This window comes from Vibrio tasmaniensis (assembly GCF_024347635.1).
GTDB classification, from domain to species: domain Bacteria; phylum Pseudomonadota; class Gammaproteobacteria; order Enterobacterales; family Vibrionaceae; genus Vibrio; species Vibrio tasmaniensis.
On the sequence record NZ_AP025510.1, the window covers coordinates 2,829,341 to 2,846,077 of the forward strand.

Below are 16,737 nucleotides of genomic sequence, written 5' to 3' on the forward strand. Positions count from 1 at the left end.
AAACAATCAGTAAATACAAAGGATTACACATGACATTGTGGAAACACACATTAATAGCTATCGCAGCAGCTTGCACTGTATCAACGAGCTACGCAGCACCGGTTGAGCTCGATAGCGTAAAAGTGATCGTTAACGAAGGCGTTATCTTACAAAGTGACATCGACGCTTCAATGAAGACACTGCGTGCAAACGCTAAAAAAAGTGGCCAAACATTACCGTCACAAGATGTATTGAATGAGCAAGTTCTAGAAAAGCTGATCATTGATACTATTCAAACTCAAGAAGCGGAACGTATCGGTGTTCGTATTGATGATGCTCGACTTGATCAAGCAATCGAAGACATTGCGAAAGACAACAACCAGACAGTCGCTCAGCTGACAGCGTCCGTTGCTGAAGAAGGCCTGAGCTACAATGCATTTCGTGAACAAGTAAGAAAAGAGATTGCAGCAAGTGAAGCTCGCAATGCCTTGGTTCGCCGTCGTATTAATATCCTTCCTGCAGAGGTCGATAACCTAACGGATATCCTAGCGCAAGAAACCAATGCGACTGTTCAATACAAAATTGGCCACATTCAACTTCGATTCAATGATGACCAAACCAAAGAAGAATTAGAAGCACAAGCGACAGATTTAGTGGAAGAACTAAACAACGGCAAAGACTTCAGCACTATGGCTTATACTTACTCTAAAGGCCCTAAAGCACTGCAAGGTGGTGATTGGGGTTGGATGCGTAAAGAAGAGATGCCTACGATTTTTGCAGACCAAATCAAAATGCAGAATAAAGGCAGCATCATCGGTCCATTCCGAAGCGGTGTTGGCTTCCATATTCTAAAAATTGAAGACGTAAAAGGTTTAGAAACCGTTGCCGTTACCGAAGTTAATGCACGTCATATCTTGATTAAACCGACGGTTATCTTGAGTGATGACGGTGCCAAAGAGCAGCTTGAAGAAATCACGCGTCGCGTAAACGCGGGTGAAGCTAGCTTTGGTGAACTTGCGCAGCAATACAGCCAAGACCCAGGCTCAGCCGTTCAAGATGGTGAACTAGGTTACCAAACTCCTGATTTATATGTGCCTGAATTCAAGCACCAAGTAGAAACACTACCTGAAGGTAAAATCAGTGCACCATTCAAAACGGTTCATGGCTGGCATATTGTTGAAGTGCTTGATCGCAGAGAAGTAGACCGTACAGACTCAGCTTTGAAGAATAAAGCATACCAAATTCTATTTAACCGTAAGTTCAATGAAGAAGCTGGCGCTTGGCTGCAAGAAGTAAGAGCGAGTGCTTTTGTTGAAATGGTTGAGGATGACCAAGATGACAACTAAACGCCTTGTCATTACGGCAGGTGAACCTGCGGGAATTGGGCCAGATTTAACTCTCGCCTTATCCCAAGAAAGCTGGCCACATCAGCTCGTAGTTTGTGCGGACAAAACCCTACTAGCAGAACGAGCTAAAATGTTAGGGATCGAGGTTGAGCTGTTGGATTACGATTCAACCGCACCCAAACAACCTCAACGCTCTGGAACATTGGTTGTGAAACATGTTCCACTCGCTGAAGTCGCCGTTGCGGGTCAACTTAATGAAGCGAACGGCCACTACGTATTAAATACATTAGAAACCGCAGCAATTGGCTGTATGAATGATGAATTTGATGCTATTGTCACCGGCCCTGTTCACAAGGGTGTAATTAACCGAGCTGGCGTTGCTTTTAGTGGCCATACCGAGTTCTTTGCAGAGAAGTCCAATACTCCACTTGTCGTGATGATGTTGGCAACAGAAGGGCTGCGTGTTGCTCTCGTAACAACGCACATCCCGCTAGCTTATGTATCTCAAGCAGTGACTGAAGACAGATTAGAGCAAATCATTGCTATTCTGCATAAAGATTTGGTCGAAAAATTTGCTATAGAGAAACCGACTATTTACGTGTGTGGATTGAACCCACATGCGGGTGAAGATGGTTGTTTGGGTCGTGAAGAGATAGAAACTATCACCCCTACGCTAGAAAAAATTCGCCACAAAGATGGTATTAATTTAGTTGGCCCATTGCCAGCAGACACCATCTTTAATGAAAAATATTTGCAAGATGCAGATGCTGTTTTAGGTATGTATCACGACCAAGTACTCCCGGTATTGAAATACAAAGGGTTTGGTCGCTCAGTGAACATCACGCTTGGCTTGCCGTTTATTCGCACATCAGTCGATCACGGTACCGCCTTAGACTTGGCAGGGAAAGGCCAAGCCGATACAGGGAGCTTTAGAACAGCGCTCACGCACGCCATTGAATTAGTAGAGAAAAAGCAATGAGAAATGATGTCCACTTAGGGCACAAAGCGCGTAAACGTTTTGGTCAAAACTTCCTTAACGATCCATACATTATTGATGGAATCGTATCGAGTATTAACCCACTACCAGGCCAGAACTTAGTAGAAATCGGCCCTGGTCTTGGTGCGATTACTGAGCCTGTTGGCAAGCTTGTCGACAAGTTCACAGTAATTGAACTGGATAGAGATCTTGCTGAACGTCTACGTAATCACCCTGATCTTGCTGAAAAGTTAACGATCTATGAAGGCGATGCAATGAAGTTCGATTTCGAACAACTTGTTAAGCCAAACAACAAGCTACGTATCTTCGGTAACTTGCCATACAACATCTCTACACCATTGATGTTCCACCTTTTTGAGTTCCATAAAGACGTGCAAGACATGCACTTTATGCTTCAAAAAGAAGTCGTTAACCGATTAGCAGCAGGCCCTGGCACTAAAGCTTACGGTCGTCTAACGGTTATGGCTCAATATTACTGTAAAGTCACTCCGGTGTTAGAAGTGCCACCAACAGCATTTGTTCCGCCACCGAAAGTAGACTCAGCAGTTGTTCGCCTTCAGCCTTATGAAGTACTGCCTTACCCGGCAAAAGATCTTAAGTGGTTAGATCGCGTATGCCGCGAAGGCTTTAACCAACGTCGTAAAACAGTACGTAACTGCTACAAGAGCCTAATCGACAAGGAAGTGCTTGAAGAGCTAGGGGTAAACCCTGGCATGCGCCCTGAGAACCTAACGCTCGAACAGTTTGTCGATATGGCGAACTGGTTGCACGACAGTCACAACGCTGACAAATAATCGTAAAAGGCTCCTACACTTCGGTGAGGAGCCTATTTTTTATGTAATACTTAAAGCATACCAACAACAAAAGGTGCGAATATGGATATATCTACGCCTTGTATCAAATGCCAGGTTCATTCTAAATATATTGAAGAACAATCTGAGCCATCTAAAAATCGCTACGTTTTCGCTTACATCATTACCATCAAAAACCTAAGTAAAACAACGGTGCAACTTATGTCTCGCCGCTGGTTGATTACCGACTCTAACGGTAAACAACTCACCATAGAAGGTGATGGCGTGGTTGGACAGCAGCCGGTGATTGAAGCCAATGACGAATACACATATACCAGTGGTACCGTCATCGAAACCCCTGTGGGCGTTATGCAAGGACACTATGTGATGACCGATCATAAAGGCATTGATTTCATAACAGAAGTCGACCCATTTAGACTGGCTATCCCCAATATTCTTAACTAATACACATCTCTACCACTTACAGGAAAATGCTGTGTCGAATTATATTGTCGGAGACATCCAAGGATGCTTCGACGAACTTCAGTTACTGCTTGAAACCATCAACTTTGATAAACAACAAGATACTTTATGGGTCGCCGGAGACTTGGTTGCTCGTGGCCCTAAATCTTTAGAGACGTTACGTTTTGTTCGTAACCTTGGCAGTTCAGCGAAGGTGGTATTGGGTAACCATGATTTACATCTACTTGCGGTATCCTTAGGCCTCTTTTCAGCCAAGCCAAAAGATAAGACTCAACCAATTCTTGACGCTGAAGACCGTGACCAATTGCTGGAATGGTTAAGACAACAACCCTTGATGCAAGAGCACCCAGAGTTTGTCATGACACATGCAGGCATCTCACCTCAATGGGACTTAGAACAAGCACGTACAGAGAGTCGAGAGATAGCGTCATTACTGAAATCGGACCGTTGGCAGTGGCTTATCGAGAACATGTACAGCAACACACCAGATCTCTGGAGCAACGAGTTGCAAGGCATAGAGCGCTATCGTTATGCGATCAATAGCCTGACAAGAATGCGCTTCTGTTTTGAAGATAGCCGACTCGACATGGCATGTAAGCTACCACCGAATGAAATTACCGATGAACCACTAGTGCCATGGTTTGACCTTCCGCAACGCATAAAGCTCGATAAAACCGTTGTTTTTGGACACTGGGCTGCGCTTGAAGGCTATAACGGAAAAGATGTAATTGGACTTGATACTGGATGCGTGTGGGGAGGAGAATTGACGATACTTCGCTGGGAAGATAAAAAGTTTTTCACTCAAGATGCGCTATAGAGATACGAGATACGAGATACGAGATACGAGATACGAGATACGAGATACGAGATACGAGATACGAGATACGAGATACGAGATACGAGAAGTTTGCGTTACTGTTACAGTAACGCAAACGTTTTTAATTTTAGAGCTTAACGCTCGAGAACCACAAACTCCATGTTGTGTTTATTCTTCTCATCGGCTTGATAAGTTTCACTAAAGCTCTGCTTCCAACCTTCTCCCCAACTAGGGAACTGTGTATCGCCATCAACTTCGAGGTCGATATAAGTCAGATAGAGCTTGTTCGCTTTAGGTAAGCAGCTTTCATAGATCGAACCGCCACCGATGATCATCACTTCATCAACATCGCTTACTAGCTCTAATGCTTGATCAATTGACGTTACCGTTGTCACACCTTCGATTTCTAAACTCTCGTCGCGGCTGATTACGACATTTAATCGGCCAGGTAAAGGGCGACCAATCGAATCATAGGTCTTACGCCCCATCACTACCGGCTTACCCATCGTTGAGCGTTTAAACCATGCGAAATCTGCAGGTAAATGCCATGGCATCTGATTATCTTTACCAATTACACGGTTGTTTGCCATTGCCGCTATCATACTGATGATCATAAATAGAAAGTCCTGTCCTTACCCGAAAATAAAATTGAAGCTAGACGATAGGTCTACGACGGTAGAATAACAGCCCAGGCACCGCCAAGCCAACCGCTAGCCCTGCGATAATGAACATCGATTTTAAGAAATTCTCCATCAACATGGCGAGCAACTCTGGGTTATACCCTGCTCGGTTGATTTCTACCATAGCAATCATAGCTTTGAACGCGAAGACTCCTGGAACCATCGGAATCAAAGCGGCGACAGTAAATACCTTTGGGTGCGCCAACAGTTTATGTGACCAATGAACCCCAATCATCCCGACAATGGTCGCCGCGAAGAACGTCGCCCATTCTATGGGAATGCCGAAATGCATCATTAAGTAACGGCTACCGTGGCCAATTGAGCCTCCAAGCGCACAATAGATCAACGCACGTTGTGGTACGTTAAAAACCAATGCAAAGCCGACGGCAGGTATGGCAGCAAAAAACATATCGTTCAGAAGGCCTACCAATAATTCAAAGATAGTCATTAGTTTGCCCACCCCCACACGTCTGAAAGGCTCATCGCTGCAACAATGCCTAAGCTTGTTGCCAACGTTAATAAACTGGCCATGGTGAAGCGTGCTAGCCCCATATTAATATGGCCTTTAAGCATATCTGCAACAGAGTTAATTAAAGGGAAACCGGGTACAAGCATCAGCACAGAAGAAGCCATGACGATAGTGGGTTGACCACCGATGTTATAAAGAACCGCTTGCGCTGAAATAGTTGTCGTAACAAACGCTGTGATAGCAAAGTTTAATAAGGGGTTAAAATGGCGATGACCAATTTCTTGTCTGACGATCATACCGCAAGCTGAAGCAATAAAAGTCATCATGAAGACTTGCCAGTCTCCGCCCGCAAGATGGCTGAAAGAGGCGCACGACAACCCTATCATCACAACTACTAACCAACGGTTGTAGCGCTCGGGGCTGATGTTTTGAATCTTTTTATACGCCAAATCATAATCGAGAATTCCCTTCTCCATCATGATGCAAATGCGTTGAATGTCGGTGATAACCTGCATGTTAATGCCACGATCAGCACAGCTTCGAGTAGTCGTTATGCAATGATCATCCATTACTGTTGTCACGACCAACGCATTGGCTGACAGTGCAACTTCAACCTCATTCACCCCACAAGCAATACCGATGCGGCGCATAATATCACCGACCAATGTGCTCTCGGCGCCGTGTGCCAATAACATTTGTCCTGACTGAGCGACTAACCTTGAGATCGCTCTTTGTTCTGATGCCATGATTTCCTTCCCATAGGCGTAAAGTATCTAGAGATAAATTCTGCATTAAAATTCGACAAGACATAATGATTTAGATACAAAAAAACCGCAATTTTCATTGCGGTTTAGTAAAACTATCAGTGTGCTTTAGAAGAAGCGACCAAAGTAATTATAAGAAACTCTGAGGATTAGTCACGAACATAGATAACATGACCGTCATCTTCTTCGTCATCCCAGTCATCCCAATCGTCGTCATCTTCTGTAACGACATTCTTACCGGCCATCGCATCTTTATGGTAGTCATCCCACATAAAGTTAACTTTTTCTTCTTCTTCAATTGCTTCAACTTCACGAGGTAGATTCTCCATGAACTCACCCAGTTTAAAGCAAAGATCTTTCGTGCCGATCTTGTTTACAGCAGAGATCTTGAAGTACTCGCCTTCCCAACCTAAAGCTTCGACGATTTCTTGAATCTTTTCGTCTGCTTCTTCTTCAGGCATTAGATCAACTTTATTGAATACTAACCAGCGAGGTTTCTGTGCTACTTTTTCGCTGTATTGCTCAAGCTCGTCAATGATCGTCAATGCATTCTGAATAGGATCAGAACCATCAATCGGCAAAATATCGATCATATGCAGAAGAACACGACAACGCTCAAGGTGCTTCAAGAAACGAATACCAAGACCAGCGCCATCAGCGGCACCTTCGATTAGTCCTGGGATGTCAGCAACAACGAAGCTCTTTTCAGGGACAACACTTACCACACCTAAGCTAGGGATTAGCGTCGTAAACGGGTAATCAGCAACTTTCGGTTTCGCAGCAGATACTGAGCGAATAAAAGTAGATTTACCAGCGTTTGGCAAGCCAAGCATACCAACATCCGCTAACAGAAGAAGCTCTAAACGCAGTTCGCGAACTTCACCTTTAGTACCCATTGTCTTTTGACGAGGAGCACGGTTAACCGACGACTTAAAACGCGTATTACCAAGACCGTGCCAACCACCTTTACCAACCATTACTTTTTTGCCATGTTCAGCAACTTCAGCAACGATTTCGTTAGTGTGGATGTCAACAGCACGAGTACCTACAGGTACTTTCATGGTCATATCTTTACCACGTTTACCAGTACAGTTACCACCGCGGCCATTTTCGCCACGCTCTGCATTGTAAAAACGTTGGAAACGGTAATCGATCAGCGTGTTTAAGTTTTCATCCGCTTGAATGTAAACATCACCACCATCACCGCCATCACCGCCGTCAGGACCACCTTTAGCGACGAATTTTTCGCGCCAAAAGCTTACTGTACCATTACCGCCATCACCGGCTTCTATTTTTACTGATGCTTCATCAACGAATTTCATTTTTTAACTCCGCACTTACGTTGCGTTACCACTCATCAAGGAGTGATATAAATTCTAGCAGATCCGTGTTTAGATCGATCACCTAAGATCTAGATCGATCTGCAACCAAGGAACAAATAAGGAGAGGTTCTTTGCTTTCTGTTTCTTAAAAAACAAACGGCTTCTTGAAACTAAACGGTTTCTCAAACACCAAACTGCTTCACAAAACTAAAGCCAGAGCGTCTACTTTTTTATTCTCGCTATAAATAAAAAACCCTGCCGAATCGGCAGGGCTTTTGAATTCAGCTTGAAAGCTAGTATAAATAATCTAATAAAAGATTAAATTACTCAGCTTCGATGCTTACAAACTTACGGTTTTTAGGACCTTTTACTGCAAATTTCACTTTACCTTCAGTAAGAGCGAAAAGAGTATGGTCTTTACCGATGCCAACGTTTGTGCCAGCGTGGAACTTAGTACCACGTTGACGAACGATGATGTTACCTGCAAGAACAGATTCACCACCAAAACGCTTAACACCAAGACGTTTGCTTTCTGAATCGCGGCCGTTATTAGTAGAACCGCCAGCTTTTTTATGTGCCATTGTTAAACTCTCCTAATACTTAAGCGTTAATGCCAGTGATTTTCACTTCTGTGAACCACTGACGGTGACCAGCTTGCTTACGCGAGTGCTTACGACGACGGAATTTAACGATTTTTACTTTATCGCCACGACCGTGTTGTACTACTTCTGCAGTAACCTTGCCACCTTCAACAAGAGGTGCACCAACAGCGATTTCTTCGCCGTTAGCAACAAGAAGAACTTTATCAAATTCTACAGTTGCACCAGTTTCAACGTCTAATTTCTCTAAACGAAGTGTTTGACCTTCGCTTACTCGGTGTTGTTTGCCACCAGATTGGAAAACAGCGTACATATTTTACTCCGCTTTTTCCGCACAGCCTATGGTTGTTAATTCTACAACTCGGGTGTGCGCTAAACTAATCAATAGGGCGCAGATTCTACGGGAATCATGCCGCTATGACAAGCCATATTTTTAAAATATTGGCGAAAACATGTTCGCCAAAGAAAAGTGCGGCAATGATGCCTTTAAGTGATGTATTAATCAACGTTTTTTAGTGTATTATTCAACAATTAAATACAACGTATAAGCCTTACAGGGTCTAACTTCAGCCGGATGAACAATGGATTTTAAAGCTATCCAAACGCTTACTGCCAATGATATGGCAAAAGTGAATGAAACAATTCAAGCCCAACTTAATTCTGACGTAAGTTTAATCAACCAGCTTGGTTTTTATATCGTTAGCGGTGGTGGTAAACGCCTACGCCCTTTGCTTGCTCTTTTATCAGCTCGTGCACTTGGTTATCAAGGTGAAGCTCATATCACCTCAGCCGCCTTTATTGAGTTTATCCACACAGCAACATTGCTCCATGATGATGTTGTCGACGAATCGGACATGAGACGCGGCAAGGCTACAGCGAATGCTGCTTTTGGTAATGCCGCTAGCGTTTTGGTTGGTGATTTTATTTACACCCGCTCGTTCCAGATGATGACCACGCTAGGATCTTTAAGGATCCTTGAGCTAATGAGCGAATCAGTAAACGTGATTGCCGAGGGTGAAGTTCAACAACTGATGAACTGTAATAACCCAGACACCACAGAAGAAAGCTACATGCAGGTGATCTATTCAAAGACCGCTCGCTTGTTTGAAGCCGCAACGCAAATCGGCGCGATTCTTACAGAGTCTTCACCTGAAATCGAAACTGCGATGCAAAACTACGGTAAGTACCTAGGAACCGCATTCCAGCTTATTGATGATGTGATGGACTACACTGCTGATGGTAAAGATATGGGTAAAAATGTTGGTGATGACCTAGCAGAAGGCAAACCGACGTTACCGTTGCTTTACGCAATGCGTAATGGCTCGCCAGACCAAGCAAGTATGATTCGTGAAGCGATTGAAAAAGCCAATGGTATGGAACGTCTCGACGACATTATGTCTGTAATGAAAGAGACAGGCTCGTTAGAGTACACAACCAATAAAGCCTATGAAGAAGCTGATAAAGCGATAGCTGAGCTTTCTATTCTTCCTGATTCAGAATATAAGCAGGCTTTAACTACGCTAGCTCACCTTGCAGTAAAACGTAGTAAGTAAATAGAAGCTAAGTAGACAGCTAAATAATAAAAAAGAGCCGCTTGGCTCTTTTTTTGATCCGATAAATATTATTCTGGGTTCTAATATCGACTCGATTCTAATGATAAAGGTAATTGCGCCTCGATCTCTTCAAGTTCTTCCAACGGAACCGCATATTGCTTATGACTGCTGTAAGACTCAAACAAAGCGAACTGCTCTTGTTCATCGATAACCAATATCTTGCCCAAACGACCTAGATAGTTAACATTCATTCCCTTTTGTACTCTAGTCATAATCCGATACCCTAATTCTTCGTGGTTAGAAAAAGATTACGAGCGGGTTGAATGCAAGGATCAAAAAAGCCGATCACAATGATCGGCTTTCGTTAACTGTCTTTATAGCAGAGTTTAGTTATCTATCGCTTATTTAGCGAATTCAACACCAATCTCAATATCGCCATTTAGCGTTTCTAGCATGCTGTCTAGTGCGTTGCGTTCGAAGTCGCTCAGTTCACCATAGCTAAGGATCGCTTCAGCGCCCTCTTTGCCAAGTTTAACTGGTTGTGCGAAGAATGGTGCGTGCTCGCCTTCACCTTCAACGTATGCACACTCAATCACGTTCTCTTCGCCTTGCAGTGCTTTAACTAGTGCAAGACCGAAGCGACAAGCCGCTTGACCCATAGATAGAGTCGCACTACCGCCACCCGCTTTAGCTTCTACTACTTCAGTACCCGCATTTTGGATGCGAGTTGTTAGCGCTGCGATTTCTTCATCAGTAAACTCAACACCTTCAACTTGAGAAAGAAGAGGAAGGATAGTTACACCAGAGTGACCGCCGATAACAGGAACACGAACATCGCCTGGATCTTTATCTTTCAGCTCAGCAACGAACGTTTCAGAACGAATGACATCAAGAGTTGTAATACCGAATAAACGTCGCTTGTCGTAAACACCCGCTTTCTTTAGTACTTCAGCAGCAATTGGCACAGTTGTGTTTACTGGGTTCGTGATGATACCAACACAAGCCGTAGGACAAGTAACTGCGATTTTCTCAGCAAGAGACTTAACAATGCCAGCATTCACGTTGAAAAGATCCGCACGATCCATACCGGGTTTACGAGCAACACCTGCAGAAATAAGTACAACATCCGCACCTTCCAGTGCCGGCGTTGGATCTTCACCCGCGTAGCCCTTAATCGAAACAGGCGTTGGGATATGGCTAAGATCGGCAGCAACACCCGGAGTTACCGGAGCGATGTCGTAAAGTGCAAGATCTGAACCAGCAGGCAGACGATTCTTTAATAGTAGGGCTAGGGCTTGACCGATGCCACCAGCGGCACCAATAACAGCTACTTTCATTGTTATTCTCCTTGAGAGATTTCTCTTATAGATTCTTTGTAGGGTAGTTCTTGAGCTAAATTAAGGCTAAAAAGCTAAATTATCGTTAAAAAACTATATTAATCACAAAATGATTACAATCAATTAACGCTAGCTTTGCGACTTCGCGCAAGTCAATAAAACCGTGCTACACAGCAAGTTCGCATTATGGCGATAATCTTTTGAAATGACAAAACAACTCGTCTTAAATAACACATTATCCTATTAAATTTTTACAGTGATATAACTAACAAATTACCGTGATATTTTGGCTAGGATTGAATATGTATGCGAGAATATGCAAACATCTTTGTTAATGAATAAGAATGACATATGCGCAATACAGAAAAACAAGACAACTTAGTTCGAGCTTTTAAATCGCTACTAAAAGAAGAACGTTTTGGTTCGCAAGGCGAGATTGTCGATGCCCTGAAGCATGAAGGCTTTGAAAGTATCAACCAATCTAAAGTTTCGCGTATGTTAACTAAGTTTGGCGCCGTACGAACACGCAATGCAAAAATGGAGATGGTTTACTGTCTTCCTGCTGAACTTGGTGTTCCGACAGTTTCTAGCTCTCTAAGAGAATTGGTCTTAGATATTGACCACAACAATGCGTTGGTTGTGATACACACTGGCCCTGGTGCCGCGCAGCTTATTGCTCGCTTATTAGATTCATTAGGTAAGTCAGAAGGCATACTGGGGGTAGTTGCTGGAGATGATACTATCTTCATTACTCCAACCTTATCAGTTACCACTAAGCAACTGTTCGATTCTGTATGCGAACTGTTTGAATACGCAGGATAATTGCTCACAGTTTCATAACTATCAGCCATTACTATTGGATCACAAACACCTATTTAGTTCGTGATCCAAATCACATCCTAAGATATCTATCCCGCCTCTCCCAAAAACCACTAACTCATTGATTTTAAAAAACTCAATAGCAAATCAAACACGAGATCCAACCGTCATTTGTTAGATTTTTTCGCTATATCTTTTAACATTTGAGTAATTTTCTGCCAATTTTTGATATTATTCAGCCACTTTTTCATCACATGGATTGAAAAAGGTGCCGTTTCCAAATAGGAAACTCCAGAAACGACTACACTTGTTTCAGGGTTAATAATGAATAAAGGAAGGGAAATTCATGGCATTTACCAAACTGATTAAAGTTGGGGCTATTGCAGCAGCTGTAATGGGCGCTGGCGCAGTTAACGCTCAAGAGTTCATCACAATTGGTACTGGTTCAGTAACGGGTGTTTATTACCCGACTGGTGGTGCAATTTGTAAGCTAGTGAACAAAGGCCGTAAAGACCACAACATTCGTTGTTCTGTCGAGTCTACTGGCGGTTCAATCTACAACGTTAATACCATCCGTGCTGGTGAACTAGATTTCGGTGTTGTTCAATCGGACTGGCAATACCACGGCTACAACGGTACAAGTAAGTTCAAAGACCAAGGCGAATACAAGAAACTTCGTGCTATGTTCTCTCTACATACAGAACCGTTCAACATCATCGCTCGCACCGATGCTGGTATTAACAATGTTTCTGACCTAGTTGGTAAACGTGTCAACATTGGTAACCCAGGTTCTGGTGACCGTGCAACTATGGGTGTTGTAATGGACTCAATGGGTTGGACTAACGACAGCTTCAAGCTTGCTTCTGAACTAAAAGGTTCTGAGCGCTCACAAGCACTTTGTGATAACAAGATTGATGCATTCATCTACATGGTTGGTCACCCGAACGGATCAATTAAAGAAGCGACAACATCTTGTGATGCAAAACTGGTTTCTGCAACCGGTCCACAGATCGACAAAATCGTCGCTGAAAACCCATACTACGCATACAGCACAGTACCTGCTGGTATGTACCGCGGTACAGATGCTGACGTAAACAGCTTCGGTGTTGCAGCAACTATGGTAACAACTTCAGACGTTTCAGATGAAGTCGCTTACAACGTTGCTAAAGCAGTATTTGAAAACTTCGCAACATTCAAACGCCTGCACCCTGCATTTGCTAACCTGAAAAAAGAAGACATGGTTAAAGCGGGTATCTCAATCCCTCTTCACCCAGGCGCAGCAAAATACTACAAAGAAGTAGGTCTTCTAAAGTAACTCTACTTTAAGCCTACTACACCAATAAGGAGGCTAGTCCTCCTTATTGGCTTTTCACGTTTTATAAAAATAACTTAAGTGAAAAGAACAACCCTTTAAGTTTCTCCAATTTGGAGGACTTACCTTCGTATCAAGCCTAAGACAAAGACGAACAAAGAACGCATTTCTCTATCGATTCACTACACTAGATAGGATAGAAATCACGTTTAGTTGTTCGTAATAAAAGGCAGACCATCAATAATAAGGATAAAGTACATGACGCAGACAACATCACCGTCTCCAGATGTGCAAGAAATGGTGGCACAATCAGATACTGGTGCGCGTAGCCCTCGTGGTATCCAAGGCCGTATTTTATGGTTTGTGCCTCTATGTTGGTCACTGTTCCAACTTTGGTATGCATCTCCGCTGCCATTCATTTTTAACTTCGCAATTTTAAACGACACTGAAGCTCGAGCAATTCACCTTACGTTTGCTATTTTCTTAGCCTTTACCGCTTATCCAGCCATGAAAAATTCGCCTAGGGATCGTATCCCAGCAATCGATTGGGTATTAGCGCTTGTAGGTAGCTTTTCAGCTTCTTATATCTATATTTTCTATACTCAACTCGCTGAACGCTCGGGTGCACCGACAACATTCGATATTGTTGCGGCCGTATTCGGTATGGTTCTACTGCTTGAAGCAACACGACGCGCTTTAGGTCCACCTCTTATGGTTGTGGCAGCAGTCTTCCTACTTTACACCTTTGGCGGTCCACACATGCCAGACGTTATTGCCCACAAAGGCGCGAGCCTGAACAAGGCAATGTCGCATCTGTGGTTAACAACAGAAGGTGTGTTCGGTGTTGCTCTTGGCGTATCAACGTCATTCGTATTCTTGTTTGTACTGTTTGGTGCAATGCTAGAACGAGCAGGCGCCGGTGCTTACTTTATCAAGGTCGCATTCTCACTACTAGGCCACATGAAAGGCGGCCCAGCGAAAGCGGCCGTTGTCGCGTCAGGTCTATCGGGCCTAGTTTCCGGTTCATCTATCGCTAACGTAGTCACCACAGGTACCTTTACTATTCCGCTAATGAAGCGTGTCGGTTTCCCGGGTACAAAAGCGGGTGCGGTAGAAGTCGCAGCTTCAACCAATGGTCAATTAACACCACCGATCATGGGTGCAGCAGCATTCTTGATGGTTGAGTATGTGGGCATCTCTTACGTAGAAGTAATCAAAGCAGCACTACTGCCCGCTCTGATCTCTTACATCGCCCTGATTTACATTGTTCACTTAGAGGCATGTAAAGCAGGTATGACGGGCTTACCTCGTCGTCACACACCAACTATCGTACAAAGCCTACTCTCTTTCACTGGTACTATCTTAGGCCTATGTGTCATCAGTGCTGCGGTTTACTACGGTGTCGGCTGGACGAAAGACGTCTTTGGCGCAGCAGCCACACCAATTGTGACTGTTGCTCTATTAGTCTCTTATGTCGCTCTGGTTCGAGTTTCAGCAAAATACGCAGCTGAAGGTGGCATGGAAATCGACGAGAACCTAACAGAAGTTCCGGATCCGGGCCCAACGATTAAGTCTGGCCTTCACTTCCTACTGCCTATCGTAGTTCTAGTTTGGTGTTTAACGGTTGAACGTTTCTCTCCAGGTCTGTCGGCATTCTGGGCGACCGTGTTCATGATTTTCATTTTGATCACTCAGCGCCCTTTAATGACTCTGATGAACAAATCAGACGATCTTGCAGAACAAACAAAAGCAGGCTTCATTGATCTAGCAGAGAGCTTAGTTTCAGGCGCACGTAACATGATCGGTATCGGTGTAGCGACAGCTGCAGCAGGTACGGTTGTCGGCGTGGTAACGCTGACAGGTATCGGCCTTGTAATGACCGATTTTGTTGAGTTCATCTCGGGCGGTAGCATCATTCTAATGTTGTTATTCACTGCGGTAATCAGCTTGATCTTAGGTATGGGCTTGCCAACAACGGCGAACTACATCGTTGTATCAACATTGATGGCACCAGTAATTGTTACCTTAGGTGCAGCGCACGGCTTGATCATTCCACTGATTGCGGTTCACTTATTCGTGTTCTACTTCGGTATTCTTGCGGACGATACACCTCCGGTAGGTTTGGCTGCATTTGCGGCCGCCGCGATTGCGAAATCAGACCCGATTCGCACTGGTATTCAAGGTTTTACCTACGATATCCGGACTGCGATATTACCGTTCATGTTCATCTTCAATACCCAACTACTGTTGATGGGCATTGATTCTTGGTGGCACTTAGCACTGACTATTTTCTCTTCTGTGACTGCGGTACTTATCTTTGCAGCAGCGACACAAGGTTGGTGGTTCACTAAGAACAAGTGGTGGGAAACGTTGCTACTGTTGATTCTGACCTTCTCTTTCTTCCGTCCAGGTTTCTGGTGGGACATGATTTATCCAGAGAAAGTTCTTTCACCTGGAGTTGAGATCGCTCAAATCACAGAAAATCTATCTGTGGGACAATCACTTGAATTGAGAGTCGGTGGCGAAAACTTAGAAGGTAACTATTCTGAGAAAACAGTTCGCCTTCCGTTTGAAGATTCTGCGACAACAAGTGAAGACCGCATTGCTTCAATGGGCTTAATGCTGACACAAGCTGACGACAAGATGATTGTTGATATGGTTGAGTTTGGTAGCCCTGCAGAAGCCGCTGGCATTGACTTTGACTGGGAAATTAAATCCGTTATCCAAGATGCAGAACGACCAATGAAAGAGTGGGTATTCTTACCTGCCCTGTTAATTTTGATTGGTTTAGCGATGAACCAAAGAAGGCGTGCTCGTAAGGATGAGATTAGCGCGTAATGGATAGAGCCAAATAGCGCTCTACTCTATTTGGCTTTTTTACTACATGGAAAAGATAATTACAGCGCTTAGTATGTACTCGGCGCAGCTCAAAAAGAGACGAATACATGTATAGACAAATCCTTGTTCCCGTTGATCTGAACGACAAAGGCTTTTCTGATAAAGCAGTCGAGCTAGCGGTATGGCACGCGAAACACAGTAATGCTGTGATCCACATTCTTAACGTATTACCGGGCATCCACATGTCGATGGTAGCGTCTTACTTCCCGAAAGATGCAGCAAACCAAATGAAGCTTGATGTTAAAAATCAGCTGAAAGAATTTGCCGATAAGCATATCGACGATGATGTAATCTATAAGGTTCACGTTGCCGAAGGTAAGACCTACACAACGATTCTTGATTGCGCAGAGAAACTAGGGGCAGACCTTATCGTGATGCCTAGTCATAAGCGTTCGAAAATCGACAAGGTTGTACTTGGTTCTGTTGCAAGCAAAGTGGTACAGAACTCACCAATCAATGTATTAGTGGTCAAGCCGCAAGGCTAAATCACTTAGTTGACACAATGTTCTAAAAAGGTTGGCCTAAAAGCCAACCTTTTTTATTTCAACTTGGTCAAGTGCAGGCTGCTGAA

The 16,737-nt window shown here is 43.8% G+C and carries 18 protein-coding genes; 10 read left to right on the plus strand and 8 right to left on the minus strand.

Features of this window, described 5'->3' with window-relative positions; translation table 11 throughout:
- The first annotated feature begins 29 nt into the window (after positions 1–29).
- From surA to apaH, 5 genes are all read left to right on the plus strand, one after another.
- Entirely contained in the window at positions 30–1,325 is a 1,296-nt protein-coding gene (surA, locus tag OCV44_RS12590) for a peptidylprolyl isomerase SurA (RefSeq protein ID WP_139683785.1), read from the plus strand.
- Positions 1,315–2,304, plus strand: a complete 990-nt coding sequence (gene pdxA, locus OCV44_RS12595; RefSeq protein WP_170213691.1) for a 4-hydroxythreonine-4-phosphate dehydrogenase PdxA — start codon at positions 1,315–1,317, stop codon at positions 2,302–2,304. The genes surA and pdxA overlap by 11 nt, the downstream gene beginning before the upstream one ends.
- Positions 2,301–3,116 (plus strand): 16S rRNA (adenine(1518)-N(6)/adenine(1519)-N(6))-dimethyltransferase RsmA, encoded by an 816-nt coding sequence (rsmA, locus tag OCV44_RS12600; RefSeq protein WP_009847826.1) that lies wholly within the window; start codon positions 2,301–2,303, stop codon positions 3,114–3,116. The genes pdxA and rsmA overlap by 4 nt, the downstream gene beginning before the upstream one ends.
- Positions 3,117–3,197: 81 nt before the next feature.
- Positions 3,198–3,578 carry a Co2+/Mg2+ efflux protein ApaG gene (gene apaG / locus OCV44_RS12605; protein ID WP_009847827.1) on the plus strand — a complete coding sequence of 127 codons (381 nt, stop codon included), beginning with the start codon at positions 3,198–3,200 and terminating at the stop codon, positions 3,576–3,578.
- Positions 3,579–3,609: 31 nt separating this feature from the next.
- A complete protein-coding gene (gene apaH / locus OCV44_RS12610; protein ID WP_139683783.1) occupies positions 3,610–4,413 on the plus strand; it encodes a bis(5'-nucleosyl)-tetraphosphatase (symmetrical) ApaH in 804 nt (267 codons plus the stop codon).
- Positions 4,414–4,547: 134 nt separating this feature from the next.
- Here apaH and folA read toward each other — a convergent pair whose 3' ends face one another.
- From folA to rplU, 6 genes are all read right to left on the minus strand, one after another.
- Positions 4,548–5,027: a type 3 dihydrofolate reductase gene (gene folA, locus OCV44_RS12615; RefSeq protein ID WP_139683782.1), complete on the minus strand. Its 480-nt coding sequence runs from the start codon at positions 5,025–5,027 to the stop codon at positions 4,548–4,550.
- Between the two features lie 40 nt (positions 5,028–5,067).
- The gene (locus OCV44_RS12620; RefSeq protein ID WP_170213690.1) at positions 5,068–5,541 is read right to left on the minus strand and encodes a threonine/serine exporter family protein; all 474 of its coding nucleotides are present in this window, start codon (positions 5,539–5,541) and stop codon (positions 5,068–5,070) included.
- Entirely contained in the window at positions 5,541–6,308 is a 768-nt protein-coding gene (locus OCV44_RS12625) for a threonine/serine exporter family protein (RefSeq protein WP_139683781.1), read from the minus strand. Before OCV44_RS12625 ends, OCV44_RS12620 begins: the two co-directional genes overlap by 1 nt.
- A 167-nt stretch (positions 6,309–6,475) precedes the next feature.
- Positions 6,476–7,648, minus strand: coding sequence for an Obg family GTPase CgtA (gene cgtA / locus OCV44_RS12630; protein ID WP_009847831.1), 1,173 nt, complete (start codon positions 7,646–7,648; stop codon positions 6,476–6,478).
- Positions 7,649–7,971: 323 nt separating this feature from the next.
- Positions 7,972–8,229: a 50S ribosomal protein L27 gene (gene rpmA, locus OCV44_RS12635; RefSeq protein ID WP_004735905.1), complete on the minus strand. Its 258-nt coding sequence runs from the start codon at positions 8,227–8,229 to the stop codon at positions 7,972–7,974.
- Positions 8,230–8,248: 19 nt separating this feature from the next.
- Positions 8,249–8,560, minus strand: coding sequence for a 50S ribosomal protein L21 (gene rplU / locus OCV44_RS12640; RefSeq protein WP_004740823.1), 312 nt, complete (start codon positions 8,558–8,560; stop codon positions 8,249–8,251).
- A 268-nt stretch (positions 8,561–8,828) separates the two neighbouring features.
- Between rplU and ispB the strand changes: the two genes are divergently transcribed.
- Entirely contained in the window at positions 8,829–9,800 is a 972-nt protein-coding gene (gene ispB / locus OCV44_RS12645; RefSeq protein ID WP_139686055.1) for an octaprenyl diphosphate synthase, read from the plus strand.
- 80 nt (positions 9,801–9,880) lie between these two features.
- On the opposite strand, the gene OCV44_RS12650 is transcribed toward ispB, so the two are convergent.
- On the minus strand, positions 9,881–10,072 hold the full coding sequence (locus OCV44_RS12650; RefSeq protein WP_139686056.1) for a hypothetical protein: 192 nt from the start codon (positions 10,070–10,072) through the stop codon (positions 9,881–9,883).
- Between the two features lie 129 nt (positions 10,073–10,201).
- On the minus strand, positions 10,202–11,137 hold the full coding sequence (gene mdh / locus OCV44_RS12655; protein ID WP_010434414.1) for a malate dehydrogenase: 936 nt from the start codon (positions 11,135–11,137) through the stop codon (positions 10,202–10,204).
- Positions 11,138–11,488: 351 nt separating this feature from the next.
- Between mdh and argR the strand changes: the two genes are divergently transcribed.
- The 4 genes from argR to OCV44_RS12675 all read left to right on the plus strand — a co-directional run bounded on the left by argR (position 11,489) and on the right by OCV44_RS12675 (position 16,651).
- Positions 11,489–11,959 (plus strand): transcriptional regulator ArgR, encoded by a 471-nt coding sequence (gene argR, locus OCV44_RS12660; protein ID WP_004735909.1) that lies wholly within the window; start codon positions 11,489–11,491, stop codon positions 11,957–11,959.
- Between the two features lie 343 nt (positions 11,960–12,302).
- A complete protein-coding gene (locus OCV44_RS12665) occupies positions 12,303–13,271 on the plus strand; it encodes a TAXI family TRAP transporter solute-binding subunit (RefSeq protein WP_139686057.1) in 969 nt (322 codons plus the stop codon).
- A gap of 255 nt (positions 13,272–13,526) precedes the next feature.
- The gene (locus tag OCV44_RS12670) at positions 13,527–16,106 is read left to right on the plus strand and encodes a TRAP transporter permease (protein ID WP_139686058.1); all 2,580 of its coding nucleotides are present in this window, start codon (positions 13,527–13,529) and stop codon (positions 16,104–16,106) included.
- Between the two features lie 107 nt (positions 16,107–16,213).
- Positions 16,214–16,651 (plus strand): universal stress protein, encoded by a 438-nt coding sequence (locus tag OCV44_RS12675; RefSeq protein WP_139686059.1) that lies wholly within the window; start codon positions 16,214–16,216, stop codon positions 16,649–16,651.
- Positions 16,652–16,737 lie beyond the last annotated feature (86 nt).